This is a genomic window from Winogradskyella luteola, assembly GCF_019203985.1.
GTDB lineage: Bacteria > Bacteroidota > Bacteroidia > Flavobacteriales > Flavobacteriaceae > Winogradskyella > Winogradskyella luteola.
In genome coordinates this window covers 73,521-91,543 of record NZ_JAGSPD010000010.1, presented here as the reverse complement: position 1 = coordinate 91,543, position 18,023 = coordinate 73,521, and the positions used below count along the sequence as shown (strand labels likewise).

The 18,023-nt window shown below is 34.1% G+C and carries 18 protein-coding genes; 6 read left to right on the top strand and 12 right to left on the bottom strand.

What is annotated here, in order from left to right; genetic code table 11:
- Positions 1-60: 60 nt before the first annotated feature.
- Positions 61-1,353 carry a phosphopyruvate hydratase gene (gene eno, locus KCG49_RS12615; RefSeq protein ID WP_218546982.1) on the top strand — a complete coding sequence of 431 codons (1,293 nt, stop codon included), beginning with the start codon at positions 61-63 and terminating at the stop codon, positions 1,351-1,353.
- Between the two features lie 58 nt (positions 1,354-1,411).
- Here the strand turns inward: eno and KCG49_RS12610 are convergent, their stop codons facing one another.
- Entirely contained in the window at positions 1,412-2,164 is a 753-nt protein-coding gene (locus KCG49_RS12610; protein ID WP_218546981.1) for a DUF481 domain-containing protein, read from the bottom strand.
- A 217-nt stretch (positions 2,165-2,381) separates the two neighbouring features.
- On the opposite strand from KCG49_RS12610, the gene KCG49_RS12605 reads away from it, so the two are divergent.
- On the top strand, positions 2,382-3,668 hold the full coding sequence (locus tag KCG49_RS12605; RefSeq protein ID WP_218546979.1) for a citrate synthase: 1,287 nt from the start codon (positions 2,382-2,384) through the stop codon (positions 3,666-3,668).
- A gap of 63 nt (positions 3,669-3,731) precedes the next feature.
- A complete protein-coding gene (locus tag KCG49_RS12600) occupies positions 3,732-4,643 on the top strand; it encodes a dimethylarginine dimethylaminohydrolase family protein (RefSeq protein ID WP_256259998.1) in 912 nt (303 codons plus the stop codon).
- Here KCG49_RS12600 and KCG49_RS12595 read toward each other — a convergent pair whose 3' ends face one another.
- The 6 genes from KCG49_RS12595 to rsfS form a co-directional block, all read right to left on the bottom strand.
- Complete coding sequence (locus KCG49_RS12595; protein WP_218546971.1) at positions 4,644-4,910, bottom strand: acyl-CoA-binding protein; 267 nt, start codon at positions 4,908-4,910, stop codon at positions 4,644-4,646.
- Positions 4,907-5,560 carry a phosphatidylserine decarboxylase family protein gene (locus tag KCG49_RS12590; protein WP_218546970.1) on the bottom strand — a complete coding sequence of 218 codons (654 nt, stop codon included), beginning with the start codon at positions 5,558-5,560 and terminating at the stop codon, positions 4,907-4,909. Before KCG49_RS12590 ends, KCG49_RS12595 begins: the two co-directional genes overlap by 4 nt.
- Entirely contained in the window at positions 5,550-6,371 is an 822-nt protein-coding gene (locus tag KCG49_RS12585) for a phosphatidate cytidylyltransferase (RefSeq protein ID WP_218546969.1), read from the bottom strand. The genes KCG49_RS12590 and KCG49_RS12585 overlap by 11 nt, the downstream gene beginning before the upstream one ends.
- Complete coding sequence (locus KCG49_RS12580; protein WP_218546968.1) at positions 6,371-6,979, bottom strand: LUD domain-containing protein; 609 nt, start codon at positions 6,977-6,979, stop codon at positions 6,371-6,373. The genes KCG49_RS12585 and KCG49_RS12580 overlap by 1 nt, the downstream gene beginning before the upstream one ends.
- A gap of 103 nt (positions 6,980-7,082) precedes the next feature.
- Positions 7,083-9,026, bottom strand: a complete 1,944-nt coding sequence (gene ftsH, locus KCG49_RS12575) for an ATP-dependent zinc metalloprotease FtsH (RefSeq protein ID WP_218546967.1) — start codon at positions 9,024-9,026, stop codon at positions 7,083-7,085.
- Between the two features lie 30 nt (positions 9,027-9,056).
- Positions 9,057-9,428, bottom strand: coding sequence for a ribosome silencing factor (gene rsfS / locus KCG49_RS12570; RefSeq protein WP_218546966.1), 372 nt, complete (start codon positions 9,426-9,428; stop codon positions 9,057-9,059).
- A 93-nt stretch (positions 9,429-9,521) separates the two neighbouring features.
- Between rsfS and KCG49_RS12565 the strand changes: the two genes are divergently transcribed.
- On the top strand, positions 9,522-10,253 hold the full coding sequence (locus KCG49_RS12565; RefSeq protein ID WP_218546964.1) for a biotin--[acetyl-CoA-carboxylase] ligase: 732 nt from the start codon (positions 9,522-9,524) through the stop codon (positions 10,251-10,253).
- On the opposite strand, the gene KCG49_RS12560 is transcribed toward KCG49_RS12565, so the two are convergent.
- Both KCG49_RS12560 and pyrE read right to left on the bottom strand, forming a co-directional pair.
- Positions 10,250-10,645, bottom strand: a complete 396-nt coding sequence (locus KCG49_RS12560) for an SRPBCC family protein (protein WP_218546961.1) — start codon at positions 10,643-10,645, stop codon at positions 10,250-10,252. The genes KCG49_RS12565 and KCG49_RS12560 overlap by 4 nt on opposite strands.
- Positions 10,646-10,749: 104 nt before the next feature.
- Positions 10,750-11,394 (bottom strand): orotate phosphoribosyltransferase, encoded by a 645-nt coding sequence (gene pyrE / locus KCG49_RS12555; RefSeq protein WP_218546959.1) that lies wholly within the window; start codon positions 11,392-11,394, stop codon positions 10,750-10,752.
- Between the two features lie 118 nt (positions 11,395-11,512).
- On the opposite strand from pyrE, the gene KCG49_RS12550 reads away from it, so the two are divergent.
- Positions 11,513-12,094: an NUDIX hydrolase gene (locus tag KCG49_RS12550; protein WP_218546958.1), complete on the top strand. Its 582-nt coding sequence runs from the start codon at positions 11,513-11,515 to the stop codon at positions 12,092-12,094.
- Positions 12,095-12,223: 129 nt separating this feature from the next.
- On the opposite strand, the gene KCG49_RS12545 is transcribed toward KCG49_RS12550, so the two are convergent.
- Positions 12,224-13,978 carry a M14 family metallopeptidase gene (locus KCG49_RS12545; RefSeq protein WP_218546956.1) on the bottom strand — a complete coding sequence of 585 codons (1,755 nt, stop codon included), beginning with the start codon at positions 13,976-13,978 and terminating at the stop codon, positions 12,224-12,226.
- Positions 13,979-14,092: 114 nt separating this feature from the next.
- On the opposite strand from KCG49_RS12545, the gene ctlX reads away from it, so the two are divergent.
- Positions 14,093-15,025, top strand: a complete 933-nt coding sequence (ctlX, locus tag KCG49_RS12540; RefSeq protein WP_218546955.1) for a citrulline utilization hydrolase CtlX — start codon at positions 14,093-14,095, stop codon at positions 15,023-15,025.
- A 64-nt stretch (positions 15,026-15,089) separates the two neighbouring features.
- Here ctlX and KCG49_RS12535 read toward each other — a convergent pair whose 3' ends face one another.
- On the bottom strand, positions 15,090-15,719 hold the full coding sequence (locus KCG49_RS12535; RefSeq protein WP_218546953.1) for a chromophore lyase CpcT/CpeT: 630 nt from the start codon (positions 15,717-15,719) through the stop codon (positions 15,090-15,092).
- Between the two features lie 40 nt (positions 15,720-15,759).
- The gene (locus KCG49_RS12530; protein WP_218546952.1) at positions 15,760-17,814 is read right to left on the bottom strand and encodes a tetratricopeptide repeat-containing sensor histidine kinase; all 2,055 of its coding nucleotides are present in this window, start codon (positions 17,812-17,814) and stop codon (positions 15,760-15,762) included.
- Between the last annotated feature and the right edge of the window lie 209 nt (positions 17,815-18,023).

The following is an 18,023-nucleotide window of genomic DNA, read 5'->3' as shown; positions in this document are numbered from 1 at the left end:
TCTGTTTTTAGCTTTAGATTTTCGTAATTTTGATCTTAATCAACATTAAACACAATAACAATGAGCATTATAATTAATGTACACGCAAGACAAATTTTAGATTCAAGAGGAAACCCTACGGTAGAGGTAGATGTTGTTACCGAAAGTGGTATTATGGGAAGAGCTGCAGTACCTTCTGGCGCATCAACTGGTGAGCACGAAGCTGTAGAGTTAAGAGATGGTGGAGATGACTACATGGGAAAAGGAGTTTTAAAAGCTGTGGAAAACGTCAATGCAGTAATTGCTCAAGAATTATTGGGAGTTTCTGTTTTTGAACAAAATGCCATAGATCAGTTAATGATAGATTTAGATGGTACGCCAAACAAATCAAAGTTAGGTGCTAATGCCATTTTAGGTGTGTCTTTGGCAGTTGCAAAAGCAGCAGCAAATGAATTGGGCATGCCATTATACAGATATGTTGGTGGCGTTTCTGCCAATACGTTGCCATTACCAATGATGAATATTATAAATGGTGGTTCGCATAGTGATGCGCCGATTGCATTTCAAGAATTTATGGTAATGCCCGTAAAAGCAAAAAACTTTACCCATGCCATGCAAATGGGAACTGAAATATTCCACAACCTAAAAAAAGTATTGCACGACAGAGGTTTAAGTACAGCCGTAGGTGATGAAGGTGGTTTTGCACCCAATTTAGAAGGCGGAACAGAAGATGCCTTAGATTCTATTAAGTTGGCTGTTGAAAAAGCAGGATATACTTTTGGTAGCGATGTTAAAATTGCACTAGACTGTGCAGCAGCAGAGTTCTATGTAGACGGAAAATATGATTACACAAAATTTGAAGGAGATTCGGGTGTCGTTAGAACATCAGCAGAACAAGCAAAATACTTGGCAGAACTGGCTTCAAAATATCCTATAATTTCTATTGAGGATGGTATGGATGAAAATGACTGGGACGGTTGGAAGTTATTAACCGAAAAAATTGGGGATAAAGTACAGTTGGTCGGTGATGATTTATTTGTGACTAATGTAGAGCGTTTAGGAAGAGGAATTTCTGAAGGTATTGCGAATTCTATTTTAATTAAAGTCAATCAAATAGGTACATTAACTGAAACTATTTCCGCAGTGAATATGGCACATAATGCTGGGTACACCTCAGTAATGTCTCACCGTTCTGGGGAAACAGAAGATAATACCATCGCAGATTTAGCGGTAGCACTCAACACAGGGCAAATTAAAACAGGTTCAGCATCACGTAGTGATCGTATGGCAAAATACAACCAGTTATTGCGTATAGAAGAAGAATTGGGTGATGTAGCTTATTTTCCTCAAGAAAATGCGTTTAAGGTAAAGTAATTGTTTCTAAAATAGACTTAAAGAACCTATTCATTCGCTTGAATAGGTTTTTCTTTTTCTAAAAAGTGTAGAGTAGGCCATTAGTGAGTTCAAATTGAGTCTCTGGTACAGCTGAACTTACAGGAAAAGCATCATGGAAAAAATTAAAATTAACCTTAAAAGCTAAATCTTCAAGGATTTTAAAAAGCATTGAGGTATTGCTAGAAAAACGAAAATCATTAAAGGCATCAATTCTTGGCTGATAGTAACTTGTACTGATAATGCTAATGGTTTCAGTTGGGTATAAGCTAAATGATAAATAAGCACTTCCTCTAACATCTTGCTGTATTCGGTCGGGAATGGCACTAGATGCCTTTTCGTATTCATACATAATTAAAGTACCTAGGTAAAACCTATAATTATCATTTTTAGATAATTTAAATCGAGGTCCGGTGCCAATTAAACCTCTAAAGCCAATTTCAGAAATAGCATCATATTGTCCTTGTACAAAAGCTTCCCATTTCACTTTATCTGAGATTCTTCTATTGTATCTCAGGTGCTGTGTACCTCGATTTACCAAGGAATTTTCCTCAATTTTCTGAAGGTTTAAATCATTGACAAATAACCAAAAATTGATAGTAGTGTTATACTGTATATGAGCTTTATTGGCAATTCTAAAAATATCATTGGTATTTTTAATCAGTGACACATCTAGACTCACCGAACCAGTCCATTTTACAGAATCATTAGGTTTTCGTAAAGTTTCAATATTAACAACTTGCGAAAAACAAGAAAATGAGACAAGAAAAATAAAAATTCTAATATAAATCATAGCTAATTATAAGTAGAACAAAATTAGTGATTATACCATATTTTTTAATTGCTATGGTGCGATATATTATCAATAGTTTGAGGTATTGAAATTATAGTTTTCACTATTTATTTTAATAATACCGAAATTGTTAAAAGCGTTATAAATTGACTTCCGAAATCGTTTGATATTTCGTAAATTTACAATCCTTTAAATTCACAAACATATATAAATTAACATGTCAGATAAAGCTACCTTAGAAATTAATGGCGACAAGTTTGAATTTCCCGTAAAAATTGGTTCAGAAAATGAAGTCGCTATAGATATTAAAACCTTAAGAGGCGCCACAAAAGGTGTTATTACCATAGATCCTGGTTATAAAAATACAGGAAGCTGTGAAAGTGCCATAACATTTTTGGATGGTGAAAAAGGTATTCTGAGGTATAGAGGTTATTCTATAGAAGAGTTAGCTGAAAAAGCAGACTTTTTAGAAGTAGCTTATCTGTTGATTTTTGGTGAATTACCAACGCAAGAACAACTGGATAAGTTTCATGCGGACATTAAAGAAAAATCTGTTGTAGATGACGATATAAAAAAGATTTTAGATGCTTTCCCTAAGTCAGCACATCCTATGGGAGTGCTGTCATCTTTGACAAGTGCATTAACAGCTTTCTATCCAACTTCTGTAGATGTTAATTCAGAGGAGGCGATGTATAATGCCATTGTTAGAATTCTGGGTAAGTTTCCAGTATTGGTATCTTGGACGATGCGTAAAAAACACGGTCTACCATTAGAATATGGTGATGATAACTTGGGCTATGTTGAAAATGTCTTAAAAATGATGTTTAAAAAACCTAATAGCGAATATGTTCAAAATCCTATTTTGGTAAACGCTTTAGATAAGTTGTTGATATTACATGCGGACCATGAGCAAAATTGTTCTACATCTACAGTTAGAATCACCGGATCGTCACACGCAGGCTTATTTGTGTCTCTCGCTTCTGGTATATCAGCACTTTGGGGGCCTTTACATGGTGGAGCTAATCAAGCTGTTTTAGAAATGCTCGAAGCCATAAAAGAAGATGGGGGAGACACCAAAAAATATATGGCAAAAGCTAAAGATAAGAATGACCCTTTCCGTTTAATGGGCTTTGGTCATCGTGTATACAAAAACTTCGACCCAAGAGCTAGAATTATAAAAGTAGCGGCTGATGAGGTATTGGGAGATTTAGGTATAGAAGATCCAATTTTGGACATTGCTAAGGGCTTAGAAAAAGAAGCTTTAGAAGATCAATACTTTGTAGATAGAAAACTATATCCAAATGTAGATTTTTACTCAGGTATTATATACAGAGCGATGGGAATACCTGTAGAAATGTTTACGGTAATGTTTGCTTTAGGGCGTTTACCGGGATGGATTGCCCAATGGAGAGAAATGCGTATGCGAAAAGAGCCAATAGGTAGACCAAGACAACTATATGTCGGCGAAACCCATAGAGCTTTTAAACCCATAGAAAAGCGCTAGTAAAAAACTATAATCAATTAGAGCTTCATAATTTTTATGAAGCTTTTTTGTATTCTCCCTAACATGAAATTAAACATACAAAACGAAACGTCCCGTCTTAGAGCAGTTATCTTAGGAACTGCAGAAAGTAATGGGCCTACTCCCAAAGTAGAAGATTGTTACGATCCAAAAAGCCGTCAGCATGTATTGGCTGGGACTTATCCCAAAGAAGCCGATATGGTTAAGGAAATGGAAGCTGTTGCAGCTGTATTAAAGAGATACGATGTTACAGTATATAGACCTGAAGTTATACAAGATTACAATCAAATTTTTGCAAGAGACATCTCTTTTGTAATAGAGGATAAAATTATAATTGCCAATATTCTACCAGACCGAAAGCGAGAAGTTGAGGCTACCGAGTATGTCTGGAAAAATGTAGATAAGGACAATAGAATTATTTTACCTGAGGAATGCCATGTTGAAGGTGGAGATGTAATGCCTTGGAATGATTATATTTTTATTGGCACTTATTCAGGTGATGATTACCCAGATTATATTACGGCGCGTACTAATATGGATGCTGTTATTGCCATTCAAGAGTTATTTCCAAATAAAATAGTAAAGTCTTTTGAACTCAGAAAATCGAACACTGACCCGAAAGACAATGCATTACATCTAGACTGTTGTTTTCAGCCTATAGGAAAAGATAAAGCCATAATTCATAAAAACGGGTTTTTAGTGGAAAATGAATATAACTGGTTGATAGATTTTTTTGGAAAGGAGAACGTCTTTGAAATTACTAAGGATGAAATGTATGATATGAATAGCAACATATTTTCAATTTCTGAGGATGTAATAATTTCCGAAAAAAACTTTACGAGATTAAATGCGTGGCTTAGAGATAATGGTTTTACTGTTGAAGAAGTTCCTTATGCCGAAATTGCAAAACAGGAAGGTTTGTTACGCTGTTCTACAATGCCATTGGTTAGGGATTAGCTATTTGCGATACAAAAAGTAATTTTTTACCAGATCTATATATTCCTGTTTAGCTTCATCCTCGCTAATATCTTGCACTTGAAAAAGGGCATTGGTTTTAAAAGCATTTATAATCTGCTTACGGCTACTTGGCCTGCCATAATCATTGGTGGCCTTTTTGTAATAAGCGTACAAACGCAATAAAAAATCTGCAGGAAAAGGTTCAGCATGGGCATTTACACGCTCAACAGCTTCTTCAAATTCTATATGTAATTCTTCTGGTGTCATTTCATTTCGGCAATGATACTCTCGCCACCTCGAACTTTTTGGTTAAGTTCTACTTTTATCTCTGCATCTAAAGGTAAAAATAAATCTACACGCGAGCCAAATTTAATAAAACCAGAATCCGCACCTTGTGTAGCCTTAGAATTTAAAGTTGCATAATTGACTATCCGTTTTGCCAATGCACCAGCTATTTGCCTGTAGAGCACTTTTCCGAAACTTTCATTTTTAACTACAACGGTCGTACGTTCGTTTTCTTCACTGGCTTTAGGATGCCAAGCCACTAAATATTTACCAGGGTGATATTTACTGTAACTTATGGTTCCACTTATTGGGTATCTTGTAACATGAACATTGATAGGTGACATAAATATGGATACTTGAATACGTTTGTCTTTAAAAACTTCATTCTCCATAACTTCTTCAATCACTACAACTTTACCATCCACGGGTGATAAAGCATGCTTTTCGTCAGCATGTGTATGGCGTTTTGGGTTTCTAAAAAATTGAAGAATAAGAATAAATAAGATAAGAACGCTAATCATTAATCCTTTGCGTAACCATTCATTGGTAACAAACTCATCGATTAAGAAAAACGAACCAACAACAATTACCAGCGTTATAAATATGATTTTATGACCTTCTTTATGAAACATAATTTACAATTCTTAAAAATAAATATATAAATGGTGCTGCAAAGATAATGCTATCTAAGCGATCTAAAAGTCCACCATGCCCAGGCATTATCACACCACTATCTTTTACACCAGCTTGACGCTTAAACTTCGATTCAATTAAATCGCCGAAAGTGCCCAAAACACTAACAATGATTGCCATGATTAACCAATTGGTAGAATTGAGCATTTCTGAATATATGGCAATAAAATAACTGGCAACGCAAGCAAAAAACAAACCACCTAAAAAACCTTCAACTGTTTTTTTTGGTGAAATACTTGGAAACAATTTTTGCTTTCCAAAATTTTTGCCAATCAAATAGGCTGCACTATCATTAACCCAAACTAAAATGAAAGCTCCCAAAAGCAAAAGTGGAGTAAATATGTTTTGAAAGTTTGCAATCAATAACATAAACACAAAACCACTACTGAGGTAGAACGTGGTAGTTATATAGCGTTTAGTTTCAAAAAGTGGTATTTTTTTAAATGTAAATAAATCTTTTATTAGGATGAGATTCACAAAAATAGTGAGAACCAATAAGATATTAATGGCTTCATTACTATCAAAAGGATGAGTGTTATAAAGGCATATATACCAAAAGAGGCCATAAAGAATTACAAAGATGATGTATTGCGAAAACCCTTTTAGCTTAATTAATTTACTATATTCCATTAAGCTAATAATACCAAAAAGTATAAGAGTAATTACAAGCCCGATTTGAAAGTAAAGCGAACCTATAAGTAACAGAACATATACAGCACCAGATATGGCTCTTATAGATAATTCCTTCATTATAAATCTTCTAGTAGAAGCAAATATAAGTTTTTAGCACTACTTCCGTATGTTAGAAAGTCCTTGTCTTCTGCAGTTTTAAAATGCTTTATTGTAGTAATGTTAGTAGGAATACTGGTTTTACTTTTAGACTTAATACCTTTTAAACCTTCCCCAATATTTTCAACAAATTGACTTGTGGTTGCATAGATTATAAAATGATCTGGAAGCTCTTTTAATTTTTTTTCAGCAATTTGATTAGAAGAAATTAATAATGAACCATCATCAGAAATTAGATATTCACAAGTAGATAGAAAATATGAGCTTTCAGATATTTTTTTTGTACTGTTAAGGTTGAAGTCTTTAAACAAGGAAGATAAACGCTCGTCTATCATAAAAACCTTATCGTTATGCCATTGGTTTTCATCTAATATGGAATTGAAGCTGTCCTTGACTTCTTCCATGTTTTCACAATACAAGAATTTTCCACCATTAGCTTTGAAATTTATGGTAAAACGTTCGTCGGCAGGCAACTTAACTTCCGGCATATATTTGCCACGCTCTTGATTTGGTATTTGTTCTTCGGACTGATCAGATTTTTTCCCGAAGAGTTTACGAAATAAGCTCATTCAATTGTTGCTGTTAATCTTGTAATTAGTGCATTTCTCAAATATAAAAAAACTTAAATTAACATTTAGTCAATTTAAGTTTTTTATATGATTGTATGTAGTGTTATTCTTCCTCTTCGGCAAGTTTTTCCTCTTTGCCAAAAGCACGTTTTCCAAAGATTTTTTCAAGATTATCTTTAAATATAACTTCTTTGTCTAACAACACTTCCGCAAGTTCCGTAAGCTTATCTTTATTAGCTTCTAAAAGTTTTACAGCACGTTCATATTGCTCTTCTATAATATCTGAAATCTCTTTGTCTATTAGCTCAGCAGTTTGTTCACTGTAAGGTTTAGTAAAGCCATATTCTGATTGCCCCGAAGAATCATAATAAGTTAAATTACCAACTTTATCACTAAGACCATAAATGGTTACCATTGCTCTGGCTTGCTTGGTTACTTTTTCTAAATCACTTAAAGCACCTGTTGAGATTTTATCAAAAATCACTTTCTCAGCAGCTCTGCCACCTAAAGCAGCACACATTTCATCTAGCATTTGTTCTGGCCTAACAATAAGACGTTCTTCTGGCAAATACCAAGCGGCACCGAGAGAACGACCTCTAGGAACTATAGTGACTTTTACTAATGGGGCGGCATGTTCTAACATCCAACTTACAGTAGCATGACCAGCCTCATGAAAAGCAACAGCACGTTTTTCTTCTGGTGTAATGATTTTGTTTTTCTTTTCTAATCCACCGATAATTCTATCGACGGCATCTAAGAAATCTTGTTTATTTACCGCTTTTTTACCTTTTCTTGCTGCAATAAGAGCCGCTTCGTTACATACGTTAGCAATATCGGCACCAGAGAATCCAGGTGTTTGTTTAGCAAGAAAATCGATATCTAATGTTTCCTCTTTTTTAAGCGGACGTAAATGTACCTCAAAAATTTCCTTACGTTCCCTCACATCGGGTAGGTCTACATAAATCTGTCTGTCAAAACGACCAGCACGCATCAAAGCACTATCTAAAACGTCAGCTCTGTTGGTTGCAGCCAATACAATGACATTAGTGTTACTGCCAAAACCATCCATTTCGGTCAATAATTGATTCAAGGTATTTTCACGCTCGTCATTAGAGCCAGAAAAATTATTCTTCCCTCTTGCTCTACCAATGGCATCAATCTCATCAATAAAAATTATTGAAGGCGATTTTTCTTTAGCCTGCTTAAACAAATCTCTTACACGAGATGCACCTACACCTACAAACATCTCAACAAAATCTGAACCAGACAGTGAGAAAAAAGGCACCTTAGCTTCACCTGCAACGGCTTTTGCCAGTAAAGTTTTACCAGTTCCTGGAGGGCCAACAAGGAGTGCACCCTTGGGAATTTTGCCTCCTAGCGAAGTGTATTTTTCAGGAAACTTCAAGAAATCTACAATCTCTTGCACTTCTTCTTTAGCACCTTCTAAACCTGCTACATCTTTAAATGAGGTTTTGGTATCCGATTTTTCGTCAAAAAGTTTAGCCTTAGATTTCCCGATGTTAAAAATCTGTCCACCAGCACCGCCTCCGCCTCCAGAAGACATACGTCTCATAATAAATATCCAAACCCCAATAATTAAAATAAAAGGTAGTAATGTTAACAGTAGATCTCCCCAGACATTTTGCTCGGTATCAAAAGCTATTGGAACATCGAGATTGTTTTCGGTTTTAATCTTATCGATTTCTTCTTGAAATAATTTTAAATCACCAAATTCAAATTTGTAATTTGGTATAGGTGTAACCGAAGGAAGAAAAGTCTTAGGCTTTGATTTTTTATGAACTTCTAACTCTTGTGCTTCTTTGGTTAAATACACCCTTGCAACACGACTGTTGATTATCTCTACTTTATCTACGTCTCCATTTCTTAAATAGCTAAAAAATTCTGTAGGTGTCGTTTTGCTTCCCGAAGAGTCTCCAAAACCACCAGAAAATAATTGAATGGATAGAAAAACCGCTATGATGATTCCGTATATCCAGTACGGATTCATTTTAGGTTTTTTGTTTAAATTTTTATTGTCTTTTGCCATCTTGTTGCCGCGAATACGGTAATCTTTATTTTAGTAACTTGTTTCTATTTGTGTGGTTTTTGCGTCTCCCCAAAGACTTTCAATATCATAGTATTCTCGTATATGCTTCTGAAACACATGCACCACAACATTTACGTAATCCAATAAAACCCACTCAGCATTATCTGTGCCTTCAATATGCCATGGCTTATCTTTTAGGGTTTTACTAACCTGTTTGTGTATGGAATTGACGATAGCGTTTACTTGTGTATTAGAAGTACCTTCACAAATAATAAAATAATCGCAAACCGTATTTTCAATATCTCTTAAATCTAAAATTGTAATTTCTTTTCCTTTAACCTCTTCTATACCTCCTATAATTGTTGTAATGAGTTGGTCTGCGTTGGTTTTTTCTTTCGTCATTAATTTGAATTAATTTTATGCAAAGTTATTATTTTTTTAGTTCTTGTAAGCTGTAATTGTCATAAGAAAACTATAAAATAAAATTGCCTTTAAATGTATATAATCAAACTTGATGCCATTGACTCTACCAATACCTACTTAAAAGGTATGGCATCGATTAATTTGCCTAAAGACTATACGGTTGTTGTAGCTGAGCAACAGACTAAGGGACGCGGACAAATGGGTACTCAATGGCAAACAGAGGTTGGTAAAAACCTAACAGCTAGCGTGTTTAAACACTTTTATAATTTTAAGGTCGAAAACCAATTCTATATTAGTATGGTAGTTTCGTTGGCAGTTTGCAAAGCATTAGAAGGGTTTCGTATACCTAAATTACGTATAAAATGGCCTAACGACATTTTGTCAGCAGAGAAAAAAATATGTGGAGTTTTAATTGAAAATGTCATCAAAAACAACAAATTTCAGGGCTCGATTATTGGTTTTGGGCTTAACGTGAACCAGAAATTTTTTGATGCTTTGCCAAAAGCATCTTCCATGAGTTTATTAACAGGAATTGTATTTGATAAAGACGAGGTATTATCTAAAATTTTGAAGCAACTTCAAGTTTATTTCAAATTATTGGAAAATCAAAAATTTGATGTATTAAAAACTGAATATGAAGCAAGTCTCTTTAGAAGAGATAAACCTTCAACGTTTAAAATGTCTAATAATGAAATTCTTCTAGGTATTATACAGGGTGTTACCGAAACTGGTAAACTCAAAGTTTGGACCGAAGATGAAATTATAAAGATCTTTGATTTAAAGGAAGCGACGCTACTGTATTAAACAGTAGTTTTCATATTGGTAGCCAATGTTTCAATAAATTTGCTGATAGGTCCTTTTATCATCATAGCCATCATGGCATTGAATTCACCATTAAAAGTCAATTGCACCTCACTTTTATCAGTTGCAACTTCTGTTATGTCAGCAACAAGCGAAAAATCTAATTTTCCGCCAGCTGCACCTAAAACTATTTTGTTGTTAGGTATAGCTTCTTTTTTCTTTAAGATAATTTCTGGCATACCTTTAAGAGCGAAAAGAAATTTATCTTCTTCTAAGACCTCAAATTTGCTAATGTTTTCTGGCATTAGACTTTCAAAGTTTTTGACATCTGATAGAAAGTTGAATGTCTCTTCTGTTGATTTATCTAAAGTTACCTTTGGTGATTCTAAATTCATGCTTTAAGTATTAAGTTGTTTTTGTAAAATAGTTTAATTGAAGTCTTACTATAAGTAGATGTTTATAAATTGACTTTGCAACTAAACAATTCAACAATAATATATCAATTAGCGTTCCATTCGCTAGGATTGGCATTCCATTGTGCTAAAATGTCTTGTTGTTGCTTTGTAATATAATTGGTGTCTAGTGCTTGTTCTAACAGGTTTTCATAATTGCCAAGCGTATGCAATTCCATATTGGCATCTTCAAAATTCTTATTTGCCACATCAAAACCATAAGAGAAAATAGCAACCATACCCTTGACGTTAATTTCAGCTTCTTTAAGAGCTGCAACGGCATTAAGGCTACTTTTCCCTGTGCTTATTAAATCTTCAATAACGACAACATTTTGTCCTTTTTCGATATGCCCTTCAACTTGATTTTTACGTCCATGCTTTTTTGCTTCTGGCCTTACATAAATAAAAGGAAGGTTTAAGTAATCGGCGACTAAAGCTCCAATGCCAATGGCTCCCGTAGCAACGCCAGCAATTACATCTGGTTTGCCATAATAATCCTCAATATGTCTCGCCATGGTTTCTCTAATATAATTTCTAATTAGAGGGTAGGATAAGACAATTCTATTGTCGCAGTATATAGGGGATTTCCAACCAGAAGCCCATGTAAAAGGCGTATCTGGCTGTAGTTTTATGGCGTTGATTTGCAGTAAAACTTCTGCGGTTTTTTTTGCGGTTTCTTTATTAAAAATCATGTTGCAAAATTAATGAATTTTAAAAGCTTTAAAATTTAATCTCAATTTAATTTTCAATTCTTAACGGTTCTATTAAAAAATAATACTTTTACAATAGTAAAGTTAACTGACTATATCCATGTATACCATTTATGTAGGAGATAAACCTATTATTTTAACAGCTAAAATTGAAAAGGAAACGAATTTTAAATCCTATCTCCTTAAATCAGTTAATATTGGGAAGGTGATAAAAACACTTAATAATACAGATTTAGAGGCCGTGCATTTAATTCATAATAATCCCGATAAGCTTTTAAAACACTTTCTTAAATTGCTGCCAAATGTTGTCGCAGGTGGGGGAAAAGCATACAATAGTAATGGAGAAGTGCTCTTTATTTATAGAAATGATAAATGGGATCTGCCAAAAGGTAAAACAGAACGAAGGGAATCTATTGAAGAAACGGCGATCAGGGAAGTGGAAGAGGAGACTGGTGTAAAAGGGTTGAAAATTACAAAACCATTACCAACGACCTATCACATTTTTAAGCGTAATGGTAAGCACAAAATAAAAATTACGTATTGGTTTGAAATGCATACCAATTTTGAAGGCAAACTTTATCCCGAAACAAGTGAAGGCATTACTAAGGTAGAATGGCTAGATGAAAAAGCATCTCAGAAAGCCTTGGAGAATAGTTATGCTAATATTAAGATTTTGGTTTAGTCATTTTGATAAATCTTGTCAACACTAAATTTATAATTATAGAAAAACGAGGTGTTATTAAAGCCTTAGTATGAGTTGTCAAGGTCAGCCATGATTATTACCAAGTAATAATTTTTGTATTTTCCAATACTACTTATTTAATCGATAAATAGGGTATTGTAAATGAGCTTTTTCATAATGTTCACTTTTTTTATGTATCCAATCGAGTTGAGCAAACCAGTTATTGGCAAAATCTTCGTCGTAGCTTACTTTAACATTATACTCAATTTGTAGTTTGGGATGGGCTTTTAAAAGTAGTTCTGCTTTATCTTCCCACACATAAGGCGAAAACCCCTCTTTTTGCTGTAGAATGGTATCAAAGAAATTCCAGTTAAAGAATGAATCTGGAGCGCTCGGTTCTAATGTTTCCAGTAAATAACGCATCGCTTTTTGGTTCGTGTTTACAATATAATCACCTGCTCTAAACCTTAGTTTTTCTTCAGTAGTTTTTACTTTAGTATTGTAATGTACATAGTGACCTTCATAAGCAGAAGTTCTGGTTTTGTAATCATCAATTTTATAGGACTCTACAGTAAGGGTTGTGTCTTTTTCAATTTGAGTGAGCTTTACATTATTTAACTTTAATAGCTCAATTACATTATGCCATCCTTGTGGAATGACATAAGCTTTTGGAATGGTAACCAAATCACTTGGCTTAAAATAATTTTGATATGCTACATCTTTGATAAACGGTTTCGACCTGTTATACTTTAAGCGTTGTGCACCTGTTAATTCACTCGAAATCATTTTTCCTTCATAACCTCTAAACTTTAAAATCGAAAATTTGGTAGTATCAACAGTCCAAGTCAATGGATAGGTATTACCAGCTGACCAAGTTTTTTCTTGTGTTTGTCTTAATTCCGAAATTCTTGCTCCTTGCTCTTCGGTAATTTCCAGCATACTTTTCATAAGTTCGTAAGTGCCTTCTACACGTTGTTTGTAAGGTTTTAACATGTGTGTTTCTACCATAATACCCAACGTATTAAATAATGTAGTATAGCCAGTAGAATAACGTGGCAAATCCATAAATTGTGAAAAACCAGAATCTGGAGTACGATTAAATACATTGACATAAGGTGTGATATCCCAAGATTTAGCTTCGAGCTTTTGCTCTAGTTGTGGCATCATTTGATTATGAATATAATCTCCCAAAACACCTCCCATTTTATTATGTTGGGTAAACAAATGGGTTAAGGTATATTGATAATCAGCACCGTTGCTAACATGATTGTCTATAAAAACATCGGGTTGTACGAGATGGAATATTTGTGCAAAGGTTTTGGCATTTTTGGTATCTGATTTTATAAAATCACGGTTTAAATCGTAATTGCGTGCATTGCCTCTAAAACCATATGATTTTGGTCCATTTTGGTTGGTGCGTGTGCCAGAATTTCTATTTAGGCTTCCGCCAATATTGTAAATAGGGATGGTAACTAAAATTGTACTTTTTGGAGCTTCAATTTTTCCTTGTACAATATCTCTATAAAGCATCATCGTAGCATCTATCCCATCAGACTCACCTGGGTGAATGCCATTGTTTATGAGTATTATTCTATGGTTGGCTCTTAAACTTTCAAAATCACTGCCAGGACCATTTATATTTAAAGTTACTATATGTAGTGGTTTGCCAGAATCCGTCTCTCCAATTTCCCGAATAGAAATTTCATTATAACTATCAGCTAAATTTAAATAATATTGAATGGTTTCTTCGTAGGTTGCCGTTTCTAATCCTTTACTCTTTTCAAAAACAGTTGTAAAGTCTATATTGGATTTATCAATGCTTTTTTGTTTGGAATTTTCTGAACAAGAGGTGAAAATTACGACCAGTAATATCAGTTTTTTCATATTGAAATAGATTATACATCAAACTTACATATTTTAAGCTATAAAAACTTTTGTGAACATAATTTTCAAATTAGAAAAAAGACTAATTTTGTGTCACTTTTCAAAATTTTAAAAATGCAACAAACCACAGATACTATTTTAATGATTCGTCCCGTAAGTTTTAGGATGAATGAGCAAACGGCTGTCAATAATTATTTTCAGGAAGATTTAGAGATTAAGAATGCTGAAATAAATGCAAAAGCACAAGAAGAATTTGATGCTTTTGTTGAAAAGTTGAGAGCTGTGGGTATTAATGTTATTGTGGAACAAGATGATAAATTAATGGATACTCCAGATTCTATTTTTCCGAATAACTGGGTGAGTTTTCATAGCAATGGTGATGTGGCTAAGTATCCGATGTTTGCTGAGAATAGAAGGCGAGAGCGCAGGGATGAAGTGTTTATTAGGCTAGAAAGTGAGGGTTTTAAGATTGAAAATATTATCGATTACACTTCTGCGGAGCATGAGGGCATCTTTTTAGAAGGTACGGGAAGTATTTTAATGGATCGCGTAAATAGAAAAGCATATTGTGCTTTATCTCCAAGAGCTGATGAGGATTTGTTTATAGAGTTTTGTGAAGATTTTGAATATACTCCGGTAATTTTTACTGCAAATCAAACCGTAGACGGAAAGCGTCTGGCGATTTACCATACTAATGTTATGATGTGCTTGGCAGAGAATTTTGCCGTGATTTGTTTAGATAGTATTGATGATAAAAAGGAGCGTAAAAATGTTGTAAAACATTTAAAGCAAGACGGAAAAGAAATTATTTCTATTACCGAAGCGCAGATGCACCAATTTGCAGGTAATATGCTACAATTACGTGGCAAAAATAATCAGCGTTATTTAGTGATGAGCGAAGCGGCTCACAATAGTCTAACCAAAGATCAAATCAATCGCATAGAAAAACATTGTCAAATCCTTTCGAGTTCTTTAGATACTATAGAAACTTGCGGTGGTGGAAGTGCACGTTGTATGATGGCTGAAGTGTTTTTACCTTGGGCTTAGTCTTCTAGCGTAGTATTTTAAGTGAAAAGAAACGCCTACTTACTACTTTAACTTTTATTACTTACTAATCCAGTTTATTAAAAATGTAAGCCCCTTTTTCGGCTCCCCAAACATAGTTGCCTTCCGCATCAAAACCACGGTCCCAAGACATAATTTTATCTTCCAGAATTTCAACCTCACTTCTCGCAAATGATGCCCCGCGCATGGTACTTACACAAGTGTTATCACCTGTTTCTCCCACAAAATGTTTCGGTGCTATACGTTTTAGAATAACTTCGCAGCCTTCCTTAAGTGCTATATCTCTTAACGAAATAGAATCAAATGCTTTGGGTGTTTTCCATTTACCAATCCACAGTGAATCGACATCTAATTTGTAAACGGCCGAACTAAATGTGCTGTCCGATATTCTTGTGACTTCATAAATACGTTGACGATACGGTCTATCTTGCATACGATTTAAGGCTTGTTCTACATACAGAAAATTACCTTTCTCTTCCCAAATAGGATACATGTGCAATGATATATTGTAGTAAGACGAATCAACTTGCGATTGCACTTCAGAATTAAAAGAGCCTTGCATTAATGAAAATAATTCCTTGAGTTCTTTATCTTCTTTAATGTCTTTTGATGTGGTTTCATTTTTACAGCTGTAAAATGAGATTGTAATAATCAAAAAATAGAATAAGTGTTTCATAAGTCTACAATTTTATAGCTCTAAATATATAGAAAATAAACTAAGCTTGTGGAGCGGATTTAGGTAATTCAATAAAGAATTTACTACCAACGTTTTGAATACTTTCTACCCATATACGTCCATTGTTAAGTTCTACTAAATCTTTCGCAATGGTTAATCCCAAACCAGTACCTTTTTCATTTTTGGTACCTACAGTTGTAAAGTTTTTGTTGGCATTAAAGAGTTTGTCAATATTTTCTCTTGAGATACCTACCCCAGTATCTTCTACACAGATTAACGATTTACCATCAACATCTTGGTTAGACACTGTAATGACATCGCCAGTTCTACTAAACTTAACAGCGTTTGTAATTAAATTCTGAATTACAATCTCCATCATACTTTTGTCTGCATAGACAAAATCGCGTTGAGATTCATCAATGAGGACAATACGCTTATCTTCAACTTTTTGTTCTACCAATGCCATTTTGGTGTGGAATACCTCTTGAATGTTGAACAACTCTGGTTTAGGTTCTAAGTTTTGCATTTGCGATTTGGACCAATTCAGTAAATTGAACAAGAGTGATGATGCGTTATTGGCATTTTCACTCAATTCTGGTATTAATTCCCTAAACTCTTCTTTTGAGATACTGTCTTCCTTCAATAAATCTAAAAAGGCCTTGATGGACGAAATAGAATCTTTTAAATCGTGCGAAACTATTGAGAAAAGCTTATCTTTAACTTGGTTTACTTCTTCAAGATGATGTGTTTGCTCAAGTATGGCTTCATTTCTAACTTGCTCATGTTCTAATTGTTCCTTTTGTGAAGTAATGGTATCCTTATACTTTTTATTTTTCAAGAAATTAAATAGTAAAAGTGTTAATAGAACAGCCAATGCCGCTAATGCGCAGTATGTAATCAAAGGGTTGTTTAACCATGATTTTTTAGTGGTTTTGTCTTTGTTTTCAAAATTACCCAGTTCTTCTTCTATAGATTTGCTTTCACTTAAATCCAACGGTACAACTTCGGTAGGGAAAACAGGTTGATCTGTTTTGGAAAGTCTTTCTTTTAAATCATAATACTTATTTTGCCAATAGAAAGCATTCTGAAAGTAACCACGTGTAGAATCTAATGCTATATGAAGTCTGTAATTTTCTAAAAGTTCAACTTTATTATTAGTTTTCTGAGCAATAGATTTAGCTTCGTTAAGTTGAATCTCTGCCAATCTTACTTTTCGTTTTTGAAGGTTTAAATTACCAATAGCATTTAATGCTCTAAGGATACCTTCTTGATTTCCTTGTTTCCTGTTGTATCTTAACCCTTCAACCAAATATTCTGAGGCTTTATCATACTCTTTAAACTTTAGATACTCACTTCCAAGTTTCGGAAGTATTTCTCCACGTACAGCTTGGTCAGTTTCGGGATTGATGAGGTCTAATACCTTTTCGTAGTACTCAATCGCCTTACGATGTTCTTTACGTAGTGAATAAAGATTAGCGATATTTTTAGTTGACATTATAATACCAGCCTTATCGTTGACTTCTGTCCTAACTGCCAATGCTTTATGGTTAAAATCAATAGCTTTATCAATTTGATTGGTCTTAAAATATGCCTCTGCTAAATTGTTGTATGCAGAGCTAAGTTGGCCCTTGAGACCTTGTTTTTCAAAAATATCGATAGCAGACAAAGAGTTTTTAAGTCCAATGGCATAATTTCCACGCTTTATTTCAATAAGCCCAATACTGTTGCTCACTTTGGCAACTCCCAATGTGTCACTTAACTGAAGGTAGTATTTTCGAGATTTATTATAATTATCAATGGCGTTGTAGTAGTCGTTACGCTGGCTGTAAACCAGGGCTCTGTAATAAGTGCTTTCGGCTAATCCCTTGATGTAGCTTAACGTTTCGGAAAGTTTTGCCGTTTGGTTAATATAAAGTAAAGCTTTTTTGTAATCCTCAATCGCAAATAGTTCTTCAATGAGCATTAGTGACATGTCCACCTTGGTAGAATCTTGGTTCTGATAGGCCAATTTTACCGTAAGGTCATCTATCCTTTCATTTTGAGAGAAAACGAAAAGAGACGCAAGACAAACAGCTAATGTCAGTAACTGTTTCATCTACGAATTAAAATTGAACGAACGGTAATGTTTTGGTGCGAAAAACTTTTATAGAGGGACGTCAAAAGTAAGTTAACACAAAACAATAACAACGTTGTTAATGTTTGATAATTAAGCCTCATTAATGTTTGGGACATTGATTAATAGCCTACCAAAAATGCCATAAAGCACTCAGATACGCTAATTATTAGGATTTAATACCAATAAAT